This is a genomic window from Pelosinus sp. sgz500959, from assembly GCF_042610375.1.
Classification (GTDB): Bacteria; Bacillota; Negativicutes; order DSM-13327; family DSM-13327; genus CTSoil-075.
The window spans coordinates 39,971-63,394 of sequence record NZ_JBGJZL010000014.1; the positions used below are offsets into that span (position 1 = coordinate 39,971).

General features: G+C 37.5%; 25 protein-coding genes. 5 read left to right on the plus strand and 20 right to left on the minus strand.

Annotated elements, in window-relative coordinates; translation table 11 throughout:
• The first annotated feature begins 39 nt into the window (after nt 1-39).
• The 4 genes from ACAN52_RS18230 (at nt 40) to ACAN52_RS18245 (ending at nt 4,325) form a co-directional block, all read left to right on the plus strand.
• A complete protein-coding gene (locus ACAN52_RS18230) occupies nt 40-564 on the plus strand; it encodes a DUF3794 domain-containing protein (protein ID WP_378956395.1) in 525 nt (174 codons plus the stop codon).
• A gap of 502 nt (nt 565-1,066) precedes the next feature.
• Complete coding sequence (locus ACAN52_RS18235) at nt 1,067-1,735, plus strand: rhodanese-like domain-containing protein (protein WP_378956396.1); 669 nt, start codon at nt 1,067-1,069, stop codon at nt 1,733-1,735.
• The gene (locus ACAN52_RS18240) at nt 1,732-2,892 is read left to right on the plus strand and encodes a cysteine desulfurase family protein (protein ID WP_378956397.1); all 1,161 of its coding nucleotides are present in this window, start codon (nt 1,732-1,734) and stop codon (nt 2,890-2,892) included. The genes ACAN52_RS18235 and ACAN52_RS18240 overlap by 4 nt, the downstream gene beginning before the upstream one ends.
• Nucleotides 2,893-2,924: 32 nt before the next feature.
• Entirely contained in the window at nt 2,925-4,325 is a 1,401-nt protein-coding gene (locus ACAN52_RS18245; RefSeq protein ID WP_378956398.1) for a PLP-dependent aminotransferase family protein, read from the plus strand.
• A 487-nt stretch (nt 4,326-4,812) separates the two neighbouring features.
• Here the strand turns inward: ACAN52_RS18245 and ACAN52_RS18250 are convergent, their stop codons facing one another.
• From ACAN52_RS18250 to ACAN52_RS18305, 12 genes are all read right to left on the minus strand, one after another.
• Entirely contained in the window at nt 4,813-5,238 is a 426-nt protein-coding gene (locus ACAN52_RS18250; protein ID WP_378956399.1) for a cell division protein SepF, read from the minus strand.
• Nucleotides 5,239-5,424: 186 nt separating this feature from the next.
• Nucleotides 5,425-7,233 carry a translational GTPase TypA gene (typA, locus tag ACAN52_RS18255; RefSeq protein ID WP_378956400.1) on the minus strand — a complete coding sequence of 603 codons (1,809 nt, stop codon included), beginning with the start codon at nt 7,231-7,233 and terminating at the stop codon, nt 5,425-5,427.
• A gap of 159 nt (nt 7,234-7,392) precedes the next feature.
• On the minus strand, nt 7,393-8,994 hold the full coding sequence (locus tag ACAN52_RS18260) for an MBL fold metallo-hydrolase RNA specificity domain-containing protein (RefSeq protein ID WP_378956401.1): 1,602 nt from the start codon (nt 8,992-8,994) through the stop codon (nt 7,393-7,395).
• Nucleotides 8,995-9,114: 120 nt separating this feature from the next.
• Complete coding sequence (gene murB, locus ACAN52_RS18265) at nt 9,115-10,047, minus strand: UDP-N-acetylmuramate dehydrogenase (protein WP_378956458.1); 933 nt, start codon at nt 10,045-10,047, stop codon at nt 9,115-9,117.
• Entirely contained in the window at nt 10,028-10,378 is a 351-nt protein-coding gene (locus ACAN52_RS18270; RefSeq protein ID WP_378956402.1) for a YlbF family regulator, read from the minus strand. The genes murB and ACAN52_RS18270 overlap by 20 nt, the downstream gene beginning before the upstream one ends.
• 106 nt (nt 10,379-10,484) lie before the next feature.
• Nucleotides 10,485-11,336 (minus strand): TIM barrel protein, encoded by an 852-nt coding sequence (locus tag ACAN52_RS18275; protein ID WP_378956403.1) that lies wholly within the window; start codon nt 11,334-11,336, stop codon nt 10,485-10,487.
• 35 nt (nt 11,337-11,371) lie between these two features.
• Nucleotides 11,372-11,830, minus strand: coding sequence for a tRNA (uridine(34)/cytosine(34)/5-carboxymethylaminomethyluridine(34)-2'-O)-methyltransferase TrmL (trmL, locus tag ACAN52_RS18280; protein WP_378956404.1), 459 nt, complete (start codon nt 11,828-11,830; stop codon nt 11,372-11,374).
• Between the two features lie 100 nt (nt 11,831-11,930).
• Entirely contained in the window at nt 11,931-13,070 is a 1,140-nt protein-coding gene (locus tag ACAN52_RS18285) for a PP2C family protein-serine/threonine phosphatase (RefSeq protein WP_378956405.1), read from the minus strand.
• A gap of 146 nt (nt 13,071-13,216) precedes the next feature.
• A complete protein-coding gene (locus ACAN52_RS18290; protein ID WP_378956407.1) occupies nt 13,217-13,786 on the minus strand; it encodes a DJ-1/PfpI family protein in 570 nt (189 codons plus the stop codon).
• A 171-nt stretch (nt 13,787-13,957) separates the two neighbouring features.
• On the minus strand, nt 13,958-14,611 hold the full coding sequence (locus tag ACAN52_RS18295; protein ID WP_378956408.1) for a carbonic anhydrase: 654 nt from the start codon (nt 14,609-14,611) through the stop codon (nt 13,958-13,960).
• Nucleotides 14,612-14,764: 153 nt separating this feature from the next.
• The gene (locus ACAN52_RS18300) at nt 14,765-16,339 is read right to left on the minus strand and encodes a putative bifunctional diguanylate cyclase/phosphodiesterase (protein WP_378956409.1); all 1,575 of its coding nucleotides are present in this window, start codon (nt 16,337-16,339) and stop codon (nt 14,765-14,767) included.
• 242 nt (nt 16,340-16,581) lie between these two features.
• A complete protein-coding gene (locus tag ACAN52_RS18305; protein ID WP_378956410.1) occupies nt 16,582-16,824 on the minus strand; it encodes a hypothetical protein in 243 nt (80 codons plus the stop codon).
• 230 nt (nt 16,825-17,054) lie between these two features.
• On the opposite strand from ACAN52_RS18305, the gene ACAN52_RS18310 reads away from it, so the two are divergent.
• Entirely contained in the window at nt 17,055-17,261 is a 207-nt protein-coding gene (locus ACAN52_RS18310) for a DUF1657 domain-containing protein (RefSeq protein WP_378956411.1), read from the plus strand.
• Between the two features lie 54 nt (nt 17,262-17,315).
• Here ACAN52_RS18310 and ACAN52_RS18315 read toward each other — a convergent pair whose 3' ends face one another.
• The 8 genes from ACAN52_RS18315 to ACAN52_RS18350 all read right to left on the minus strand — a co-directional run bounded on the left by ACAN52_RS18315 (nt 17,316) and on the right by ACAN52_RS18350 (nt 23,411).
• Nucleotides 17,316-17,495 carry a hypothetical protein gene (locus ACAN52_RS18315; protein WP_378956412.1) on the minus strand — a complete coding sequence of 60 codons (180 nt, stop codon included), beginning with the start codon at nt 17,493-17,495 and terminating at the stop codon, nt 17,316-17,318.
• 103 nt (nt 17,496-17,598) lie between these two features.
• Entirely contained in the window at nt 17,599-17,745 is a 147-nt protein-coding gene (locus ACAN52_RS18320) for a hypothetical protein (RefSeq protein ID WP_378956413.1), read from the minus strand.
• Nucleotides 17,746-17,813: 68 nt separating this feature from the next.
• Nucleotides 17,814-18,236 (minus strand): EamA family transporter, encoded by a 423-nt coding sequence (locus ACAN52_RS18325; RefSeq protein ID WP_378956414.1) that lies wholly within the window; start codon nt 18,234-18,236, stop codon nt 17,814-17,816.
• A gap of 186 nt (nt 18,237-18,422) precedes the next feature.
• Complete coding sequence (locus tag ACAN52_RS18330; RefSeq protein WP_378956415.1) at nt 18,423-18,887, minus strand: YmaF family protein; 465 nt, start codon at nt 18,885-18,887, stop codon at nt 18,423-18,425.
• Nucleotides 18,888-18,988: 101 nt separating this feature from the next.
• Entirely contained in the window at nt 18,989-20,269 is a 1,281-nt protein-coding gene (locus ACAN52_RS18335; RefSeq protein ID WP_378956416.1) for an ammonia-forming cytochrome c nitrite reductase subunit c552, read from the minus strand.
• Nucleotides 20,262-20,735 carry a cytochrome c3 family protein gene (locus tag ACAN52_RS18340; protein WP_378956417.1) on the minus strand — a complete coding sequence of 158 codons (474 nt, stop codon included), beginning with the start codon at nt 20,733-20,735 and terminating at the stop codon, nt 20,262-20,264. The genes ACAN52_RS18335 and ACAN52_RS18340 overlap by 8 nt, the downstream gene beginning before the upstream one ends.
• 97 nt (nt 20,736-20,832) lie before the next feature.
• Nucleotides 20,833-23,031 (minus strand): cytochrome c biogenesis protein CcsA, encoded by a 2,199-nt coding sequence (gene ccsA, locus ACAN52_RS18345; RefSeq protein ID WP_378956418.1) that lies wholly within the window; start codon nt 23,029-23,031, stop codon nt 20,833-20,835.
• The gene (locus ACAN52_RS18350; protein WP_378956419.1) at nt 23,028-23,411 is read right to left on the minus strand and encodes a cytochrome c maturation protein CcmE; all 384 of its coding nucleotides are present in this window, start codon (nt 23,409-23,411) and stop codon (nt 23,028-23,030) included. Before ACAN52_RS18350 ends, ccsA begins: the two co-directional genes overlap by 4 nt.
• Nucleotides 23,412-23,424: the final 13 nt, after the last annotated feature.

Here is a 23,424-nt window from a genome sequence, read left to right on the forward strand (position 1 = left end):
ACCACTACGTATGATTTAGGCAATAAGGAGGAACTCTCTATGGATAGCCAACCGATTGAAATATTTGGCATTACGCCACCATCACATTTTCCTCAATGTCCGCCCCATCATCCTTGTACACAATTCTGTGAAAGCGACACTTTATACCTACCGTCGAGAAAAATTAAAATTGAAAACATACGACAAGTCTGTTTAAAGGTATTGATCAATTCATTTAAAATCATCTGTACACCAGTCGGTAATAAACTCGTCATCAATGGGAAAAAGCAAATCAAAGTACTCTTGTCATCAAATCCTTCTCACCAAGCACTCTACTCCATCGATTTTGAAATTCCCTTTTGTACTTTTATTTTATTAAAAGAACTTCAAGGTGATGTTGTTGATGTTTACACTGTTGTTGAAGATATCTCTGTCCAGTGCATTAACCCTCGATCGATAACCATTGCTAGTGTTATTTTTATTTGCCCAATCGTTAAAAAAGATCATCAACTCTGCCCCCCTCCTCCCCCACCTATTTCCCAATCAATCTGTACACATTGTCATTCCTATTTAAATCCAACATGATTAAAGATACAAAACAAAACCCTGAAACCGATATAAAATCGAATTCAGGGTTTTACATTTGTGGACATGGAATAATTTTTAAAATCAAAATTTAATTTTTGTATAGCTTAACCATAAAGTAAATTTTCAGTTTCTAGCCACTTATTTATAAATATATGTACTTTACTTTTAAGAGGCGTTACTATTTTGAGAACATATAATCTCTTATTAAAATCACATTCATTAATTTATCCGTACAGATAAGAGAAAGCAGTGTTTTCAAGAAAAGCCTTCGATCCTCCACTTGTAAGATACACTCGAATCACACCCCTGTCTTACGTCAGTAACACTGATGGAAAAATCCCAGTTCTGCATGGTAGGGCGAGGCGTGGCCTTGAAAATTATAACTGGCCTTATACTTTTTCTTTAAACTGGATCTTTTTAATGCGCAGTCCTTTGGTGTAACATAGGCACATAAGAATATGCCAAACCTAGCGTTAATTTCGGAGAGGAGATCTCAGTTATGGAAAATAAGAATCATGATATTTGTAGCGTATGTCATTCGAAAACACACGGGACTACTTACGAAATGGAAACAGGAAATCATATCTGTGGTGACTGTATTCAAACCGGCTACATCGTCTACCTACAACAGAAAAGATCTAATGAATGGTGGGCACTTTCCGTATTTAGAACGAAATCTGAAGCAGAGGCAGCCGCAAAGGATGGCATGAATTTCCCATTTATAATTGGTTATGCCATAGAAGAAGCTATATATGGGCAAAACTCCCGCCAAAGCAGTCGTCGAAACAGTAAGATCCAGTCGATAAGTGCTAACGAATTAAAAAAGAAGATGGAAACAGGTGATCTGTCTTTTCAAATTATTGATGTACGGGCCGATAAGGAATTAGAAAAAGGCAGTATCCCTGGTGCTGTACATATAACAATCGAAGAGCTATCCCATAAAATGACAACCCTTTCTAAGGATAAAGAATATATTATTGTATGCTCTCATGGATTTCGCGCTCGTTATATCTGCGAGTTTTTAGAAGACAATGGCTATAAGGCAAAAATCTTAACTAGCGGGATGATGGGTTGGAACGGATTTGGGTTTGTAGTATCCGCTATGAATACAGTCGTATCCATAATAAAAAAATTCAACAACAAAAATGAAGTGAGTAACACATTATGATCTATTTTGATAATAGTGCCACGACCTTACCAGATGAAGATATCTTAGCAACCTATCATGAAATCGTAACAGGATGTTTTGGCAATCCATCTTCGCTCCACCGCTTAGGTGGAAAAGCAGCTCTGAAATTAGAGCAGGCAAGAGGTGTCTGCGCTGATAGTCTAGGAGTTAAACCGGAAGAGATTATCTTTACATCCAGTGGTTCTGAAAGTAATAATACAATAATAAAAGGACTTGTTACGGGGAAAGATTTGCATGGCAAGCATATTATTACAACAAGTGTAGAACATGCCTCTGTATATGAAACCTGCAAGCAATTAGAGAACATCGGATATTCCATTACATATCTACCAACCGATGGCAAGGGTTGTGTCCATGTAGAGGATGTAATACGAGAAATACGAAAAGATACCATTCTTGTTACTGTAATGCATGTAAATAGTGAATTAGGTTCAATACAACCCATCGCAGATATTGGCCGTTTGTTGTCTGCATATCCTACTATTCATTTTCATGTTGATGCAGTGCAAAGCTTCGGAAAGCTACCACTCAGTCCCAAAGAATGGGGAGTCGACTCTCTTTCCATCTCTGCACATAAATTTCATGGTTTGCGTGGAGCAGGACTGCTCTATATTCGCAGCGGCACTTCATTCTCTCCATTAGTAAATGGTGGCGGACAAGAGCATGGGTATCGGGCAGGAACAGAAAATGTCCCTTGTATCGTCGCTATGAGCAAAGCAATGCATAAACAGCACCTACAACAGAAGGACAATTATAGCTATCTATCTAATCTTAAACAATACTTACTAGATGGCCTTATAGAAATACCAGGTTGCATACTGAATGGTCCTCAAAAACAAAGCAAGGTTGGAGCCCCCCATATTATTAACTTCTCTCTTCCTGGCTTTAAGTCAGAAGAATTACTACTTGCCCTAGAAAGTGAAGATATCTATGTTTCAAAAAGTTCTGCTTGTTCATCCAAAAACAATAAACCTTCCCGTGTTTTATTATCAACTGGGATAAGTGAAATTATAGCCAATAGCGCTATTCGCGTTAGCTTTTCTACTTATAACACAATAGAAGAAGTGGATACTTTTTTGTTAACATTACAAATGATTGTAGCTAAATCGATGATTAAATACCCGATGAAACAATAAATATTTTATAAATTTTACATAGGAGCATTGTTATGTTTGTTTTAAGTGGCAAAAATGAAAAGCCGTTATACTCTCAACTCTACCAACAAATCCGCAATCATATACTTAGCGGGGATTTGAAATCAGGGACAAAGCTATCGTCAAGCCGCCACCTGTCAAAAGAGTTATGTATCAGTAGAACCACGGTGGATATGGCTTATCAGCAACTTGTGTCAGAAGGTTATCTTGTGGGAAAATCACGCAGCGGTTATTATATAGAAGCGCTAGACAATATTAATATACCTGTGTTTATGGAAACAAATGCAAAAGAAGAAGCTATTCTAAGCGCGCCATTAAAGGCTCCAAAATATAACTTGCAATATGGTAAGCTCGAGACGGCTATTTTCCCCTTTAAGAGATGGAGGCAATTAACCAATAAATGCTTGCGTGATAATAAAGAGCAAATTATGAATTATGGACCAGTACAAGGAGAGCTTGGACTGAGAATAGCCATTTCAGAGTTCTTGAGAGAATATCGTGGGGTAGAATGCACTGCAAATCAGATTGTTATTGGCCCTGGATCTCAATACTGTCTTACTCTTATCGGTCAGTTGATCCGCCCCTCAACGACTACGATTGCGATAGAAAACCCAGGTTTTTGGGCAGCACGTTCTATTTTTTCTAATATGGGGCTTCGTGTAATACCAATACCAGTAAAAAAACATGGCTTACAAGTAAAACAATTACGTATGACTGATGCAAAAGCAGTATATGTAACCCCTTCACACCAATTTCCTACAGGAAATATCATGTCTATTACCAGACGTCTTGAGCTTGTGGAGTGGGCTTATCAATCTGATGCTATCATTATCGAAGATGACTATAGCTGCCACCTTAGATATGACGTAAGACCCATACAGGCATTACAAGCATTAGCTCCTAGCCAAGTCGTATATATCGGAAGTTTTTCGAAGATACTCTCACCATCCATACGGGTTGCATATATGGTTCTTCCTCAAAAACTGGTAGATCAATTTCTCTTAACGACAGAGCATTTCCCTTGTTCTGTACCCTTTCTAATACAAAAGCCTTTGGAGTTATTCTTAAAAGAAGGCGAATGGGGAAGTCATTTAAGAAAAGTCACCAGGCATATGAAGAAAAAGCGCGATATTCTTATTCAGGCTCTTAAACATGAGTTTGGTGATGCGGTTTCAATTTCGGGAGAAAATGCAGGGTTGCATCTTTTGGTTCAAGTAAAGTCACATTTACTAGAGCAGGAACTTGTAATGCGTGCACTTCAAACAGGGGTTCTAATCCATCCTGCAGGAAATTTGTGGCTAAATCAAAAAGATGCTCCTTTGGGAACTGTTCTACTAGGGTATGGTGGTATCGCACTTGAGGATATTTATCCCGCGGTTCATTTACTGCGACAGGTATGGCTAGGGGATGAATAAAATAGCTGTCTACTATTTTTTACAAAAAAATTCAGATTTGAATCGTGGAGGTGAGTTAAAGCGAACCCCTCAAAGCAAATAGGCTGAACCCTTACTATAGAAGGGCCAGCCTATTTTAGCGATTAGAGGTGATACAAATTATATTCTCTCTAATATTACGCTACAGCTTTAAAAAGAAAACATAGTTTATAATCTCCCTGTGAAATGTTGGCCTTACTATTGAATTTAGAAGAGATGCCATCAATTATAACTTCAACCTTCATTTCAAATTCTTTCTATTATTGATATAAAAATAGAGTTATCGACAGCCACTTGTACAATTTCTTCTATAATATTATTTCGTTTATTGATTTTAATCTATATTTATAATTTAAAATATAGAAAAGATGACGCAGAAAACGTCATCTCTAGTTACGATAATATTACTGAGTTTAAGCAACTATTACTGGTTTAATAATTTATTCCGTGTCCACACTAAATCCATGTCTCATTCAAATTTAGGTTTTACATAGGCAGGTACAGAATAAGCATATAACTCTTTCTCTATATCGACATCAGCTGGAGTATACATAAATACACAATCAGCAATTCTCTGAACATTACCAGCCACTATATAGCAAACACCATTCATAAAATCTTTAATTGCATTTTGCGTATCCACATCGACGCCTACAAGATTAATGACGACGGCTATATTGGCTTTTAGATGATCAGCATATTTACGTACATCATCATATTTGGCTGCAGAAACGATCAAAACTTTTAGTTTCGCCGACTGATTCGAGTGCACAGATAAGCTTACTAATTTACTCCCTTGAGCGGTATCAACTTCCTCCACTTGTTTCTCTTGATGCCCTACTCCTTCCACTGGCATCAAATAATTTGTCAGCTTATCAATCATACTCAGTGCCATTATTTTCGCCTCCTGACATATCTCCATACGAACAACCATTTTATGGTAATCATTCGACGCTTTCAGATAAATATCCTGCATTACATTATTTTTTTTTACATTTTAAATGAAAAATATAAGTTCTCAGTAAAAGTAAATGCAAAAACGCCCGTAAAGGGCGTTTTTACGCTATAGCATAGCTTAAAATTATGAGTTTTTACGCAGTCTACCACGTAACGTACGATCCAAAATCGTCTTACGTAAACGAATGCTCTTTGGAGTAACTTCTACTAACTCGTCTTTATTGATATACTCCAAAGCTTGTTCTAAGCTCAATATACGCGGTGCTGTCAAGCGCAAAGCTTCATCAGATGCACTCGTACGCATATTGGTAACATTCTTTTTCTTACATGGATTTACGTCCATATCCATTTCTCTAGTATTTTCTCCGATAATGCTACCTTCATAAACAGGTTGTCCAGGTACGATAAACATAACGCCGCGATCTTGGACATTGAAAATACCATAGCCAGTTGTTTCACCGTCTTCAAAAGCAACTAACGCGCCACGAGTACGTCCAGGAATATCACCTTTATACGGTGCATAACCTTCAAATACATGATGCATGATACCATTACCTTTGGTAGCAGTTAAAAACTCTGAACGGAAACTAATCAAGCCACGAGCTGGAACAACAAACTCCATCCGTAGATATCCAGCTGTTTCAGTCATATTTACTAAATCAGCTTTACGAGTACCTAAAGACTCCATAACAGGTCCCATAAATTCTTGAGGCACATCAATTGTTAATGATTCCATTGGCTCGCAACGTTCGCCATTAATTGTTTTATAAATAACAGCAGGTTTACCTACTTGGAATTCAAAACCTTCACGACGCATTGTTTCAATTAGAATGGATAAGTGAAGCTCACCACGGCCGCATACTTCAAAAGTATCTGCACTATCTGTTTCATTTACGCGCAAACTTACATTTGTTTCAACTTCTCTAAACAAACGATCACGTAAATGTCTGGTGGTAATGAAGCTACCTTCCCGACCAGCAAATGGGCTATTATTTACACTAAACATCATAATTAAAGTAGGTTCGTCAATATCAATAGTTGGCAGAGCTTCTGCATTTTCTAAATCACAAACAGTCTCTCCAATATTGACATCAGTAAGACCAGTAATCGCTACAACATCACCAAGTCCCACTTCTTGGGTTTCAGTTCGTTTTAGCCCTTCATATGTATACAAACGAGCAATTTTACCTTTTCTTTCTGTTTCGCCATTTAAGATTAATACTTGTTGGCCATTACGCACTTTACCGCGAATCACTCGACCAATAGCAATACGTCCCACATAATCATCATAATCAAGAGTCGTAACCATGATCTGTAGTGGTCCATCAATGTCACCTTGTGGAGCTGGAATTTCATCAATTAAGAGTTCAAACAATGGCTCTAAATTAGTACTGTCATCATCCATACTAAGTTTAGCAATCCCATCTCTTGCTGCAGCATACACGACTTTGAAATTTAATTGCTCGTCAGTTGCATCAAGATCCATGAATAATTCTAATACTTCATCAACAACTTCATCCACTCGTTGGTCAGGACGGTCAATTTTATTAATCACAACAATGGCTTTTAGTTTTTGCTCTAAAGCCTTTTTCAAAACATATTTAGTTTGCGGCATAGGACCTTCAAAGGAATCAACCAATAAAAGTACTCCGTCAACCATGTTAAGTACTCGTTCTACTTCACCGCCAAAATCCGCATGGCCTGGAGTGTCTACAATGTTAATCTTTACATCATTATGCATAACAGAAGTATTTTTCGATAAGATCGTAATACCTCGTTCACGTTCAAGGTCATTGGAATCCATAACCCGCTCAGCCACAGTTTCATTAGCACGAAATACATTGCTTTGTCTAAGCATTGCATCTACTAGAGTCGTTTTACCATGGTCAACGTGCGCAATAATCGCAACGTTACGTAAGTCAGTCCGTTTCATAAATTAAAGCCCCCCTAAAAAATAAACAAAGAAAGGATGCTGTCAATACTGCACCCTTTTATTGTGGCATACAATCCACTATATTATACTGTGACCTCACTGTCAATTAGCAAATGAAAATTTTCTACATATTTCGTGAAAATCTTTGCTTTTTAATTTTTAAAGTCCATTTAATGTTTTATTCATATAACTGTGTACTTTTTCCAAACTACGCATAATCTCTTCAATCTTGCTATCATCAGCACCAGCGGCGTCACTCAATTGTTTACGATATTCTAGATAATCTCTCTCCAACGCATCTAAATAATCATGTAATTGTTTGATCGCAGGTTTTTCAGAATGATTTTCTTCAATTCGCCATTCTCTTCCTGTCAATATAGCACTATCTCCAAAATCCGGGATATATGTGGAAATTCCCATTTTATTTTTAATAAGTTGAGAAAAAGTTTCTGAAGCTTCTGATTCTCCATGGACTAGGAAAATATTAGCGGCCTTTATTTTTACATTTTCTAACCATGTTAATAATTGTTGTTGATCAGCATGGGCAGAAAAACCATCTAACTTGTAAATCGTGGCTTTAATGCTAATTTCTTCTCCTAAGACTTTAACTCGTTTTGCACCTTCAACTAACCGCCGTCCTAAGCTCCCTTGAGCCTGATAACCAATAAATAATATACTGGCTTCAGGACGCCACAAATTATGTTTCAAGTGATGAAGAATACGTCCCGCATCACACATGCCACTGGCAGAAATAATAATCGCTGGCTCTTTTAAATCATTCAAAGCTCTCGATTCTTCAGCTGTTTTCGTAAAACGTAATTGCGGCATAAGGAGTGGATTCTCAGAGTCAATCTCCAACATATTCTTAGCTTCATTATCATAATCTTGTGTATTATGCAAAAAGATATCCGTCGCTGATATGGCAAGTGGACTATCAATAATCACTGGCATATCGGGAATTTTTCCTGCTTTTAAAAGATTATGCAAATAATATAACATGGTTTGGGTACGCCCCACTGCGAAAGAAGGAATAACAATATTACCACCCCGTGCGACGCTAGCATTGATAATACTCGCTAATTTCTCTTCTTTATCATATTCTTCATGTAGACGATTTCCATATGTGGATTCTACAATGATATAATCGGCTTCATCAATTACAGTAGGATCTTTCACGATCGGTTGATTAGGTTGTCCTAGATCACCAGAAAATAATAATTTAGTCGTTTTTCCCTCTTCAGTAACCCATATTTCTAGCATAGCAGAACCAAGAATATGTCCTGCATCCCGGAAACACACTTTTACACTAGGAGCTAAGCTTACCATTGCATCATAGTCTACAGGGTAAAAATGAGTTAAGCAAGCATAAGCATCAGCAATTGTATAGAGAGGCTCTACATGTTTGCGCCCTGCCCGTTCTCCTTTACGATTAGCAATTTCCGCATCAAATTCTTGAATATGAGCACTATCAGGCAACATAATACCACATAATTCATTCGTTACTTTTGTCGCATAGATTTTCCCTTTAAACCCATCATTGCATAATTTAGGTAATAATCCACTATGATCAATATGTGCATGTGTTAATAAAACACAATCAATAGCCGTAGGATCATATGCAAATTCACGATGATTATGAGCTGTAATCGTCTTTGAACCTTGGAACATGCCACAATCAATCAATATTTTTTGCTTACCGACTTCTAATAAATAAGACGAGCCTGTTACCATTTTTGCAGCACCTAAGAATGTTAATTTCATATCGTCCACTCTCCTCTTATTCTACTTATCAGTATATTTCGACAATGTTTCTTAAATCTCCTGCTCATACCTCCTATTATGGTAAATAGTCAAAGACTTGGGGTTACCCCAAGTCTTTGACTATTCTTCACCGTATATACGAACTTCAGGTTGTAACATAACTCCTGAATGTTTGTAAACACGATGTTGCACTTCTTTAATTAGTTCTAACACATCTTGCGCCATGGCTCCGCCAGCATTAATAATAAAGCCAGCATGTTTCATTGAAACCTGAGCCCCACCTACGGCAAAGCCTTTTAGCCCTGCCTGCTCAATCAAAGTCCCTGCGAAATGACCTTCTGGGCGCTTAAAAGTACTACCAGCACTTGGCATTTCAAGAGGTTGTTTTGTTTCACGCTTTAATGTATAGTCATTCATTTTTTGTTCAATTGTTGGTTGCTCTTGCTTTTGCAAACTTAGTTCTACTTCACAAATCACACACTGATTATCTTGAAATATGCTATGCCGATATCCAAAAGAAAGTTCAGACTCAACGAATCGTCTGACACTTCCATCAGCACAGACCCCTGATACAGCAACTACAACCTGACACATCTCACCAGAGTAGGCACCAGCATTCATGTATACTGCTCCACCAATGCTACCAGGAATCCCAATGGCAAACTCCATACCACCAAGTCCATTTTTTGCAGCATAACTAGAAACATCGGCAAGCATAGCTCCAGCTCCAGCACAAATCGTAGACTCAGAATGTCTAATATAAGACATATCACTACCAAGTTTTATGACCAATCCCCTAATTCCTTTATCAAGTACCAAAATATTAGAACCATTACCAAGGATAGTAACAGGTACCTTATATTCTTGTGCAATGACCATTACCCTAGATATTTCATCAAGAGTTGCTGGGAGAATCAGATAATCTGCAGGACCACCAATTTTGAAGGTAGTGTGCTTAGAAAGTGGTTCATTCACTAAGAGTCGTCCTTCGGGAATCACACCCTGCAACTTTAGTAACACGTCAGCCTGTTTACTATTTTTTGTCAAAGAAATCCATTCCTTCAGCTACAGAATCACCTAAAATTTTATAGATATCAGCTACCATACGTTGAAATTTCATATAAGAATGCATAAATTGAGATGCTGTACTATTAGCGGCAATAAGTTGATACAGCTTTTGTATCTGCTCGGTTTTCGCCTTATCCTCTGGTTTATTGCCCATCATTTCATATTCAAGTTCCATTTGTTTAGCGATAAATTCTTTAACCATTTTCTTAGCTTGCTCATCTTTGTCAAGAACCTTCTTCGTGACCATAAATTCACTATATTCGGGTGATTCCTTAATCGCACCAACTAAGTCATGGGTTTTATCATAAATATTCATAATACCCCTCCTGTTTTTATAATCTACCAAATACACACAATTCATTCATTATACAATAATATGTCATATAATAACATATTATTGTATAAATAGTACATGAATATCATTATTTTATTAATGAAAAATATAAATCTTGCATCACTTTCGCATCAATAGCTTGAGTTCCCGCAGATTCACAGATCACTCTAGGTGTAAATCCACGTAAAGCACAAAGTTCTACGAGCGGCTCATGAGGTGGCCCAAATTCATCAGCAAAAGTCCAATGGCGTTTTTCTCCGCCTTTGGTAAATTCAATACGGCTAAAATGGATATGCAAATTCTTCGCTACATCCGCGCCCAATTTTTCACCAATGATATCAAAAACTTCTTCCATCTCGCTTTTGGTCACATATTGCCCACCTGTCACAGCATGTAAATGTCCAAAATCCACTGCAGGTCTAACCCAATTAGACATTTTACATAGCTCTAATACCTCTGCTAATGAGCCTAATTGGTTTTGCTTTCCCATGGTTTCTGGGCATAAATAAATACCTGTTAGACCACATTTTTCTACTTGTTCTAAAATTTGACTAAACGAGCGCTTCACAATTTCCATTGCAGCACCACGTTCCTGTTTGCCTGGGCCACCCATATGAAAAACAATGCGATCCGCTCCCATCCAGCGAGCGACCTCTAAAGATTTCAAAAAATGATTTTGCGTATTGGCGATAATTTTTTCATCTTCCGTTCCTAAACTAATATAGTAAGGAGCATGAATACTTAATTTAACCCCATATATTGCTGCCTGACGACCAATATCCCGGGCCGTTTCTTCTTTGATATTTACACCACGGCTACATTGGTATTCATATGCCGTTAGCTTCATACCACCGAGCCATGCTGGCATTTGTACAGAAGCTTTATTCCCAGCCTCATAAAAAGCATCAGGATTACCCGCTGGCCCAAATTGTGCGTACATTGTTCATCACCATCTCTATTATATTTAAGTGCCGCTTATTTTAGATTTAAAAATTTTTCTTGCCGCAAAGCCTCATAGAGCACAATTGCGGCCGCATTGGATAAATTTAGGGATCGAGCATCATCCACCATGGGAATGCGAATACAATACCCTTGATTCGCAGCTAATAATTCTTCAGGTAGACCTGCCGTTTCTTTACCAAATACTAGCAAGTCATCAGAATTATACTGAATATCTGTATAGCTCTGATCAGCTTTTGTTGTATTGTAGTAAAAATTATGACCTTTATATAACTCTAATACTTCAGCAAAACTTTCATGAATATGAACTTTCACCAAATTCCAATAATCAAGACCTGCACGTTTCAAATATTTATCTTCAATTGAAAAACCAAGAGGTTTCACTAAATGAAGTTCACTATTTGTCGCTGCACATAATCGCGCGATATTTCCAGTATTTCCAGGAATTTCAGGTTCAACCAATACAATATGCATTATAACACCTCAACCTTATTTTTTGAAAATTTATTTGTTTTCATTCTATAAATTCACTACAAAGAAAAATCCCACCCCCCGGCAGGATAAAAAATTTCACTTATTTTATACAAACTAACATCATTGCCATATCACTATTCACTACTTGATGGCCTCCATTACCAAATAGCCGAAACATATTCGTAAAAAATGCAGTGACATTTTCATCAATAAGATGCTTTTGATTTAAAAAGCAATTTCCTAAATCATCATACACTCCTAAACTATCAATCATAACTCTATCTTCGATCAACCCTTGAGTATATGTGACAACAATATCACCTGCCCCCACATTGACTTGATGGGAATTATAATTCTCATCTGCCATGACTCCTAACGTCGAGCTACTTTCGCGCAAAACTTGCATCCGCTGTTGCTCTTGGTTAAAAATTAAGGGATAAGCTTGTCCTGCGTTAGAGTACCAGAGTACATTATCGCGAATCATACCAACAAAGGCTGTCAGTGTATAGTCACTTTGGGTAATTTTACAAAATGTATGATTCATGACTCGAAGTACTTTATCTGGGGAATGTAAAATTTTAACACAATGTTCGAATTCCATTTTAATCATGGATGAAAGCATAGCAGCCGATACCCCATCTCCTGATACATCTGCCATGATAAACCATACGGTATCATCAACTTGCAGACACTCATAAAAAGATCCACCAATATCTTGGCTAGGAATATACTTACCATACATTACAGCATTGGACATTTTTCGTCTTTCACTTAATAAAGACTGTTGAAAAATATTAGCCATCAACAAATCCACTTGTATTTTTAAATTGAAATTTTGAATGATTTTTTGCTGCTCATAACTTTTAAGAGCATTTTTGGCCTTCATAGGTAAAATAACCTTCATTTCACGAGGTTTTAATGGTTTCGTAAAATAATCATATGCGCCAAGTTTCAAGGCCTCAGTAACACTTTCAACATCTTCATTTGCCGAATACACGATCACAGGAATATCACGTTGAGCGGGCGTACTTTTCATCTCTTTTAAGACTTCAAAGCCGTCTTTTAAAGGCATCATTAAATCAAGAATAACTAAACTAAATTCCTGCTCATCAAGAAATTTCAAAGCTTCGACACCATTTACCGCATCAACAAATTCAACATCTTCTATGGATTCTAAGGCTACTCTCATGACGGCTCTGTTAACAGACACATCATCAACAACCAAAATTTTACATCCCACATTTTCACCCCATATCGTATATCATTTATCAGTATAATTATACCAGTAAAAAAGCATAACGACTACACAACTCTCTATATATTAAATAAAATTTATAAATAAAAACTCATCAAGCGACAAAATACAACTTGATGAGTCTCTGAAATTTAAATATCAATCTTTGCTCCTAGTAATTCTACAAAAGATCTAAGCCATTCGGGATGATTAGGCCATGCTTGCGCCGTGACCAAATTACCGCAGGTGACGACAGGTTCATTTTTCCAATTTGCGCCAGCAATACGGCATTCAGCCGAACACGCTGGGTAGGATGTTACGCTAAGGCCAGCTAGTACATCAGCTGCTGCCAATAATTGTGTACCGTGACATACAGCGGCTACTGGTTTATCTGCTTTAAAAAAATCTTGAACGATTTTAATGCTTTCATCATACATTCTAATATATTCTGGAGCCCGTCCACCTGGAATCAGTAGACCTACATAATCATCTGGATTGACGTCTGATGCAGCTATATCAACAGGAATACGGTGACCCGTTAGTTCAATATAAGTATCTAAGTTTACAAAATCATGGACCACAAGTTGTAATGTATCGCCCATCTTCTTATTAGGAGCCGCGATATGAACTTCATAACCAAGCATCATCAATGCTTGTTGGGGGACTTTTACTTCATAGTCTTCTGCACAATCACCAGTTAGCACCAAAATTTTTTTACTCATAATGTAGCCTCCTTATTTGTGTAAAACCTTTTAATACCTTCTAGATTAAGTAAATATATTCCTGCTAAAAAACGGCTCTTAGAATATTTCAAGGCAGTTGAAAAAAATAATTCCTCAACTGCCTAAGCAACGCTTAACTAAAGTTATTCATTTTATATTTTTCTGCCTATCCTAACGAAAAACGACTTTACCTGTTTGTAATTCATAGACAGCTCCTACAACCTTAACATGATCTTTTTCAATTTTTTCTTTAATGATTGGTTCTGATGCATTCAATTTAGCAACAATCATATCAACATTAGCCTTTACTGAGTTAGAGAGAAGATCGCCTTTTTTCATTTTTGCTTGATTAACTGCTGGAGTAATTGCCTTTGCAATGGCTACGATATGACCTGGAACTTCCCCCCCAGCAATCGTCGCTTTTACAGCGCCACATTCTTCATGTCCAAGTACAACAACGAGTTTAACACCCAAATGCTCAACGGCATATTCAATACTACCAAGTGCTACATCATCAACAACTTCTCCAGCTGTTCGAATCACAAATAAGTCTCCCAAACCTTCATCAAAAACCAATTCTGGAGGGACGCGGGAATCAGAACAACTTACGACAATTGCAAAAGGATGCTGTCCTTTCGTAAGCTCCTCTCGGCGCATTTGTCCAATATTGATATCTGCATGTTTTTCAGTTACAAATCGTTGATTACCATCGATCAACATTTGCTTTGCCGTGTCTGCATTTACACCAACCTCTGTACCATTTGCTAAGGCCGTAGACATAAGTAAAACCATTGCCACTATAAATACACTCAGTTTTTTAAACACACTTACTCCCCCTTTTTTTGTTTTTTCTCAATACTCAGTTAATTTTCTACATATAATAGCAAAATCCTCCATGTATATATCTTTTTTTCAAAATATACATGGAGGATCTTATTATCTCATTCTTGGCGAATGACCCTTTGATTGAGAAATTTGCTATTTTAAGATTAGCTCTCCTCCAAGTTTTTCAAAAACTTGTACAAAATCCTCGGCTTTTACAGGTTTACTAAAGAAATAGCCTTGTACGTAATCACACTGCGCATCTTGCAGAATCGAAAATTGATCACCGCTTTCTACTCCTTCAGCAACTACTTTCAGTTTAAAACTTTTTGCCATCGCAACAATTGATTCAATCATAACCATATCATTGATATTACCACTAATATGAATATCATCAATAAAAGATTTATCAATCTTGATTTCATCAACAGCGAGTGCTTTTAATTCTGCCAATGATGAATAGCCAGTACCAAAATCATCAATCGACAACTTTATATTCATCTGTTTTAATTCACGAAAAATTTTCCGCACCTCATCAATATTTTCCATGGATACACTTTCAGTAATTTCAAGCTTTAGGTGGTGAGAATTCATACCAATTTCCTCAATGATATTTTTTACAGCATCAATAAAATCAGGGTAACGTAATTGCTTTGCTGATACATTGACTGAAATTTCAATAGGAGTCATCCCTTGTTCCTGCCATCGCTTATTTTGGCTACATGCTTCTTTCAGTACCCATTTTCCAATCTTCACAATAAGATTTGTACTCTCTGCTACTGGGATAAAATCAATTGGCGATACCACCCCTAGTAAGGGATTATTCCATCGCAGCAAGGCTTCAGCTCCACTAATTTTACCACTATATGCATCAACTAGAGGTTGATATACAAGAGAAAATTCACCGCGTTCTAATGCACCCCAGAGTTCTTTTTCCATGATAAATGTACGGTTCACATTTGCTAACATGCTATCATGGAATATTTCATATTGATTATTTTTACTGCGTTTATTAATGTATAAAGCAATATCAGCATTTCTAAATAAGGTTTCCATATCATCTCCATTATTTGGAAATACAGAAATCCCCATACTCGCATGAATGGTGTAATGTTTATCAATTACTAAAAAAGATTGTTTAAAAAGTTCAACATACCGCCCAGCTACAGTATGCAGATCTTCCATCGTTGAAGGGTTTTCAATTAAAATCATAAATTCATCGCTACCCAAACGTGCTATGAATTCACCTGTCTGCAGCTCTCCTTTCAAACGATTCGCTACAACTTGAAGTAACTTATCGCCAAACCAATGCCCCATATTATCATTAAAAGTTTTAAATCGATCTAAATCAATAAAGATAACGCCGATCCGTCCACCATGATTCTTTGCCGATACGATCATTTCACTTAGTTTGCGCTTGCCATATCGTCGATTATTAATTCCTGATATTTCATCAGTCACAACTAGGTTTTCAAATTGCTGATTAACGACTTCAATATGCCATCGACTCACACCATTGCGATAAAACAATATTCCCATAAAGATAGGAACCGTATCGATCATAAATAATAATTTATTATTTAAATGAATGCTTTTAATATTCTCTATCGTATAGGCTATTTCCAACCTATATAATTCAAAAAGAATGGCAATGACAGGAAAAAGCATCCCAAAAAAAATGCCCATCCATAAGTGTTTTTTTACAATAGAACGTGTTAATTGTTTCTCCATAGTTCCCTCTATCACATCATTTTTTATGAATCTGCCTATACATTTTCGACAGCATTTCCATTAATTATATCATTATCTGTAAAAATTCCATATATTTTTCTTTTATCTATTTGAATTGAAGAAATTATGATCAATGCCACTCATCAAAATGAAGATATATCTCGCACAAAAGCAAGCGATGCCCTACAGTCTTCCCACTGTAGGGCATTCATGTCAGGGTAAAATCCCCTCACTCATCTATTTTATTCCGTAACTTCTTCGCATTCTTCATCTTGTTCTTCAAGAACATCTTCATAAGTATCAAGAATGTTAAAATGATGTTCTACCAGTGAGTCGCTAATCAGTCTGAGAACTGCATTCGTTTGTTCTTCTGGCAACCCCATAGCAATAATAATATCATTCAAGCGGTCTTCTAAAATTTCAACATCTTCGGTAAATAGCACCTGAATTTCTTCATCAATTTCAACTTCTGTTTCATTACACACAATAAACACTCCTTTACTACTTTTATTTTGACTGTATTACTTATTATGTTTTTTATCTATTATTATAGTACCATGGATTAACAATGATGTCTTGTTAATTTTTCGTAAAAGGATCTGATGCGATTTTACTCGAAGGCTATAGATTTTTTTATAATTGACTTATATAAATGACCATTTCGTAGAATACTGTAAAGGTACCTTTATTAATAAAAAAGAAGGAGAGATGTATCATGACTGTACAAAAAGATTTACAAAAAGCCGTAGCTGCTGCCGAATCTGCTAAGGGAACCTATTCTACATTTAGCCAATCTACTGATGATCAAAGTGCTAAACAAATGTTTACACAAATGACACAAGACATGGATCGACACATTAGCCAATTGAATAGTCGTTTGGGTGTAACAGCACAAAATCAATTAAACGCTCCGGAAGATTAATCCTAATTTAAAATATGCCGTGGAATCAATCCACGGCATATTTTAATCATTTATTTACTTATACTCGTTATTCGCGTCATCTTTGGCAGTCAACGTTCCATATTGAGATTTACTTGCTTGTTGTTTTGCACTCATTGTTTGATTTTGTGTAGATGCACTCATTGTCGAACTGGTTGCACCACTTTGAGATTTGTTCATTGCTTGTTGAGAACTGTTGCTTTTTTGTTTATTCATACAATAACCTCCCGCTAAATTTAGTAAAGGTTCTGCATTTATTATGATCAAAATAGGGTGGATTATACCTGATTTTTTTTTCAAAATCGACTTTTAATAGAGTTTAGTCATCCATGAATTGGTTAATAACAAATTTAGTCGCTTGATAAATAACGACACCTGCAACGGCGACTTTGACCATTGACTTCATATGCATATTCATGTCCATATCCATGTCCATCATCAAATTACGTTTTCGTTTCAAAAACATAATATCACCTCCTACTGTTAGTATTGCCTTTATTAATAATAAAAATCGGTACAATAATTAACAATAAATCAAGAATTATAGTTAATTATAACTAGGCCAGCTGTAATCAAAATAGCACCTACTAATAGGGATAGAGAAATACCTTCATCAAATAATAAATAACTTAGCAATACCGTAATTAAAGGTGTACAAGACATAATCAAAGCAACTTCATTAATATTCCCTTTTTGAAGGGCATAAAAATACGCCAAATCACCTAATACAGCAGCTAGAACTGCCTCTGCTGTTATGAATAACCAAAATGATTTTGATAAATGCGTTAATTCATGATATGTATTCGTCCCAATCAACCATGTTAGAACTAACACTGCAGCAATGACTGTCCTGATTGCAAAAGCAGTTGTTGGATTCACACTATCCAAAGCAGTTTTTCCAAATAAAGGCGCAATCCCCAAACAAAGCACTCCCATAAAAGCATAAAGAAAGACCATATTATTTTTCCCTTTCTTTAAGTTGATCTAAGTAATAGTAAACTATATGCAGAAAGTCAAAAAACTACGACTTGAAAAATGTTACCGCTTTTAAGTTATAAGAGATAAAACCTCCCAATTAGAGAGGTTTTATCTCTTATAGCCTATATTCGCCAAGATTTAATCTACTTCATCATGGCTTTAGTCTTAATTATACTCATCATCATCATCAGGGCGCTTATATTTACATTTACAAGGTTTTTGAGAAGGAGGTATACATTCTTCATCCTCTTCTTCAAAAAATCGATCAGGCCCCAGATTGGTTACGTTAGAAAAGTTATGACAATGCCCATCATCCATGCTCGTGCGACCAGCAAAATAGTGAGTATGAGTACCGTCAGGCATCGTGATTGCCCGATCTGTCATAATATCTACCCAATGCCAATGATCTTCCGTAAAGGATGTCCGGGTTCGAATCCCATGAATATGAGATCTTCCTACCATATTGGCAGGACCACTCACTCCCAGCAATACATGTTGATGTTCATCAGAAATATCTGTTTCAGTATTGTAAACATGTACATGGACATTGATCTGATTTTTACCATTATACTCCATCATTTCTTTCCCTTCATAATCCATGATATGTTTTCTTTCCTCGTCATTAAACACTCTACCACACCTCCTATGATTCTCCATAGTATTATATGCGACTTAGGCAGAATATGTGACTAACGGGATATCACCAACTAGGCGATATCCCGTCTCTTGATTTATAGCAGTCCGATTCCTGCTGCTCGATTAGCTGATTCAATAGCCTGATGAGCTAGTTCATTAGCCTTACCAAGGGTTGTCATAATTTGATCTGGATTGTGGAACCCCATACTGTTTTCAGCTGCAATAATATCCCACATCCACTGAGCTTTGCGTACTAGTTCCCGCGAGTTGGCTAGCTCAGCCTGATCAACATTGGGATTTTCACTCGCTTTCTTTATAGCAGCATGAGCTTTCGCAACATTCTGCCCTGCAGTGTGTTGCAGCTGGAATGTTTGATCTTGAATTGTTTTTACTCTTTCACTGAGCCACTCTGTTCCTTGACTATGGCATGATGAGCAAGAAGCATCAAGAGTTTTTAAAGGGCTAGTAACATAGTGAGATGAATATTTCTTTCCATCTTTGCGCATATAAGGCATATGACAATCAGCACATGTTACTCCAGCTTTGGCGTGAGTGCCATTAGAAAAGGTCTCATAATCAGGATGCTGAGCTTTCAACATGGGCGCTCCAGAATCTGCATGCTTCCAATCTTGAATAAAACCATTTGGTTTTTCAGCATAATAAGAATACATTTCTTCTGGTTTAAAACCTTTGTCCCAAGGGAAAACAACCCGAGTCGTACCTGGTTCAAAATAGTACTCCGAATGACATTGAGCACATACATAGGTACGCATTTCCTCACGAGTGGCTTTCGTTACATCGATCCCTCGGCGAGCTTGTCCCTCGATGAACGCAGGATTAATAACACGTAACGCCATAGTTTCCGAGTCATGACACTGAGCACAAGTAACAGGATGTTTCGTCCTTTCCATTAATTCTGATAAGGGTTTATTGGCATATCCCCAACCGGATTCTTTATAAAATTGTTCAACATATGGAGTTTTACACGTAATACAGGCTCCTTTACTAGCTGGTCCAATCCGTTTACTATCTCGCAAATCTTCTACAGCATAAACATGACCTCGGTCCTCAGCATAATCTTTGCTAAAAGGCATCCCTGCAAAATTTGCAATCATTTCTGGCTGCATATCAGATTTTTGAACCTTAAGGCTGCCGCCATACCCAGTTGGGGAAGGAGACATATCAAACATTTTTTTATAACTTTCATACTGAAGCGGATAAGCTTTTCCCCATACTGCAGGATCATATTCGCCCTGAGCAATCGGTACTACCTTAACGCTACTTGCGGGTTTCGCTCCAACACGCACAACAACAAAGCCCAAAAATAGTACTGCTACGCTTAATAAGGCAATTAAAGTTTTCTGCATCTTACTCAACTTTTATTCCCCCTTTGCTCTTGTTAATGCCATGGACCAGACCACGATGACATTTAGTACAATCTTCATTACCGGCTGCCATACCAGTGTTTTCTACGGTCGATTGATGACAGCGCAAACAATTGTCTTCCACAATCGTCTTGCCTTTACTCGATAACTTCATTGCTACTGGATAATCTCTAAGCACTTCGTGATAGGTGTCATTCATACCGGTCGTACCTTTGGTAATCAATTTGATAGCCATATTTTGTTGTGGTAAATGACACTCAGTACACTTAAGCTGTTTGTGATTTGATGCCTGCCATGTACTATGGGCCTGTTCCATTGAATGACAACTTCCACAAAACTCTGGGCTATCTGAATAAGCATAACCCGCGCCTGCAGCCATCATTCCGATCATTACCACAACTAAGACTACCAGGGCAATCTTTAATCCATTGCGATTTAAAAATTGACCAGTATCCAAAAAAATCCCCCCCTCCCTTTTCTCTTATAACCGAACTGGCACTTCGCTGATCTTACAAGTCAATTATTCAGTCCCGCAAGCAGGACATTGACTCCATTTAGTTGCTGCCAACAGTCATTTTTGAATAAACTCTAAAGCGGTTTATTGCCGCCCAACCACAACCTACAGTGATCAAACTTGCTCCGAGCCACACTAAATTGATGAAGGGTTTGTGACTTATTTCAACCTGGACTTGCTCTGCATTACGAGTAGCAGCCCTGTCAATAACGTCAAGGCTCACCTTACCTTCAGTAGGATTAACACTATTTATCGCGATTTCATATTGATTGAAGGCTTTTACAGCAACACCAGTAAACCCACCATTTTTATATGCAAGCTCTGGTTTAACTTCTTCTGTCTTTCCATCTTTCGTAACCTCTAGCAATGCCTGTACTCGCATTTCTTGCCCCATCCCTTTGCCAACCATCCCAGCGCGAATCAACTTAAAAGTGACGTCCTTTTGCTTTTGTTCTTCTCCTGCTTGCAATATGATTTCTTGTCCACTATGGTCATGATCTTCATGCTGCATGACAGGTGCTACATACAAATCTGCCAGCAACCTTCGCTCAATACCAGGTTCTCTTGCTGATGGATTACCATCTTTATTATATTTAGTAAAGGGACGTATCAGCGTCTTCTCTACCTCTGAGCCACTCATCTCAAAATTTTGATAAAAACCGCTGCCATCACTCATCTCTTCAACGCCGATGTATGTAAAATTGGTGCCAAAAGCTTGTTTGGATTCTTGTTTTTCTAATGTTACGATCATTGATTGGCTGGCAGCCGATGATATTACAATACCAATCACCATCAGTGCTAGTCCACCATGAGTCATGGCTGCTGGCCATGATAAATTTCCACGATTAAAAACCGTCATTATATTCACGATCACTGCTGTAACGGAAAAAACAATCGCAATCAGAATGATAGGATGATAGAGTCCGAGCTTAAAGGGAATGCCTAATGATAGCAAACCACTCACTGCCAACCACCAATATTGTTTTAGCCCAGATCCATTGTTTTTTCCATCTCCAAATATCGGAGAAACTGTCAGTAATATGACCAATGCTGCCGCCAGCGGTAATGATGTGCGATTATAAAAACTTCCACTCACATTTGACGGATTACCGATTAACATTGTAATGAGAGGTGTCGACATACCAATAAAAACGACGACTGCCATCAGGCTCAATACTAAGACTCCACAACCTAAAAGAAATTCACGACTCTCAATATTCGGATACAAGTCCCCCTCTGGCAAATCAGGCCAACGTATAATAAGCATCACCAAACCTGCTGCTAATGCAATCAGTACAAAACTTGCAAGTAATCCTCCCACACCTTCATCAGCAAAGGAATGTGTTGAAAAATCACTTAACACTCCACTACGAGTCAAAAAAGTTCCATATAATACAGTTACAAAACTGAAAATACTTGCCAAATAAGCTGCTTTCACTGCTGCCGCTTTTAACCGTGCCCAAAACAAAGTATGTACCAAAGCTCCAGCAACAAGCCACGGTACTAAAGAGGAATTTTCTACGGGATCCCAAGCCCAATATCCCCCCCAGCCAAGTACTTTATAAGCCCAAAAACCACCGATAAACACACCTGCCCCCAAAGCACACCAGGAAAACAGAGCCCATGGAAGAACGACTGCTGTCCAATTTTTGTGTTGGTTTGAAAATAACCCTTCAAGAGCATAGGCAAAAGGCACTGCAAGACCTGCATAACCCAAAAATATAATTGGCGGATGAATGACCATCCAAAAATCTTGTAATAAGGGATTGAGCCCTACTCCATCAAGCTGCGGCTGTGATATCAGCATAAATGGGCTCTTTGTTAATAACGTAATGAGTAGCATGATCTGCAGTACACTATAAACAGCCATGACACCAGGCGGGGTATCTTTTTTTTGAGCTAAAAATACACCAAATATGACATGAAAAACTAACCACAACATGAATGAACCTTGCTGGCCTGCCCAAAATGCTGATATTTTATATTCCAATGATAGTGCACGAGACGAATAACTAAAAACATAGGCATAATCAAATCGATTATCTAAAATGAGATAAAGTAAATAAGCAGCAGCAATCCCAGCAAATGCTACTGATAAACGATAGAAAATCAGACCGAAAGGCCTCCTACTCCCTTTCCCTGAAGGTCGTGTCCTTTTGGCTAAATGTAAATTAAAATAGAAAAATGCTGCTATACATGTCATTATCAAAGATAAAAATACGGCTCCATAACCAATCATGATTTCACGCTCCCTTGTACAGACTGATATTTGGAAGGACATTTTACTAATAATTTTTCAGCTATAAATTGATCATTTTGATATTTGCCAATTGCCACAATGCTCGTTGCCTGTTCGATCCCCTCTGGCTTAGTACCTTTATATATAATTGTTGCTTCTTGGCCTTTCTCATCTCTGAGTTTAAATTTTACAGCCTTTCCATCATCTGTCATCGTCACTTGTTCAGTGGCTAACACTCCACGCACTTGCACACTTCCATTCATGGCTTTCGCTTGGCTAAAAGTAACATACGGGGTTAGAGAACTGCTAAAACTAAATGCACTAAAAATAATGAATATGGCAATGATGGCAATACCAATCCCATGTCTTCTTTTCATCATAATCCCCCTCGCG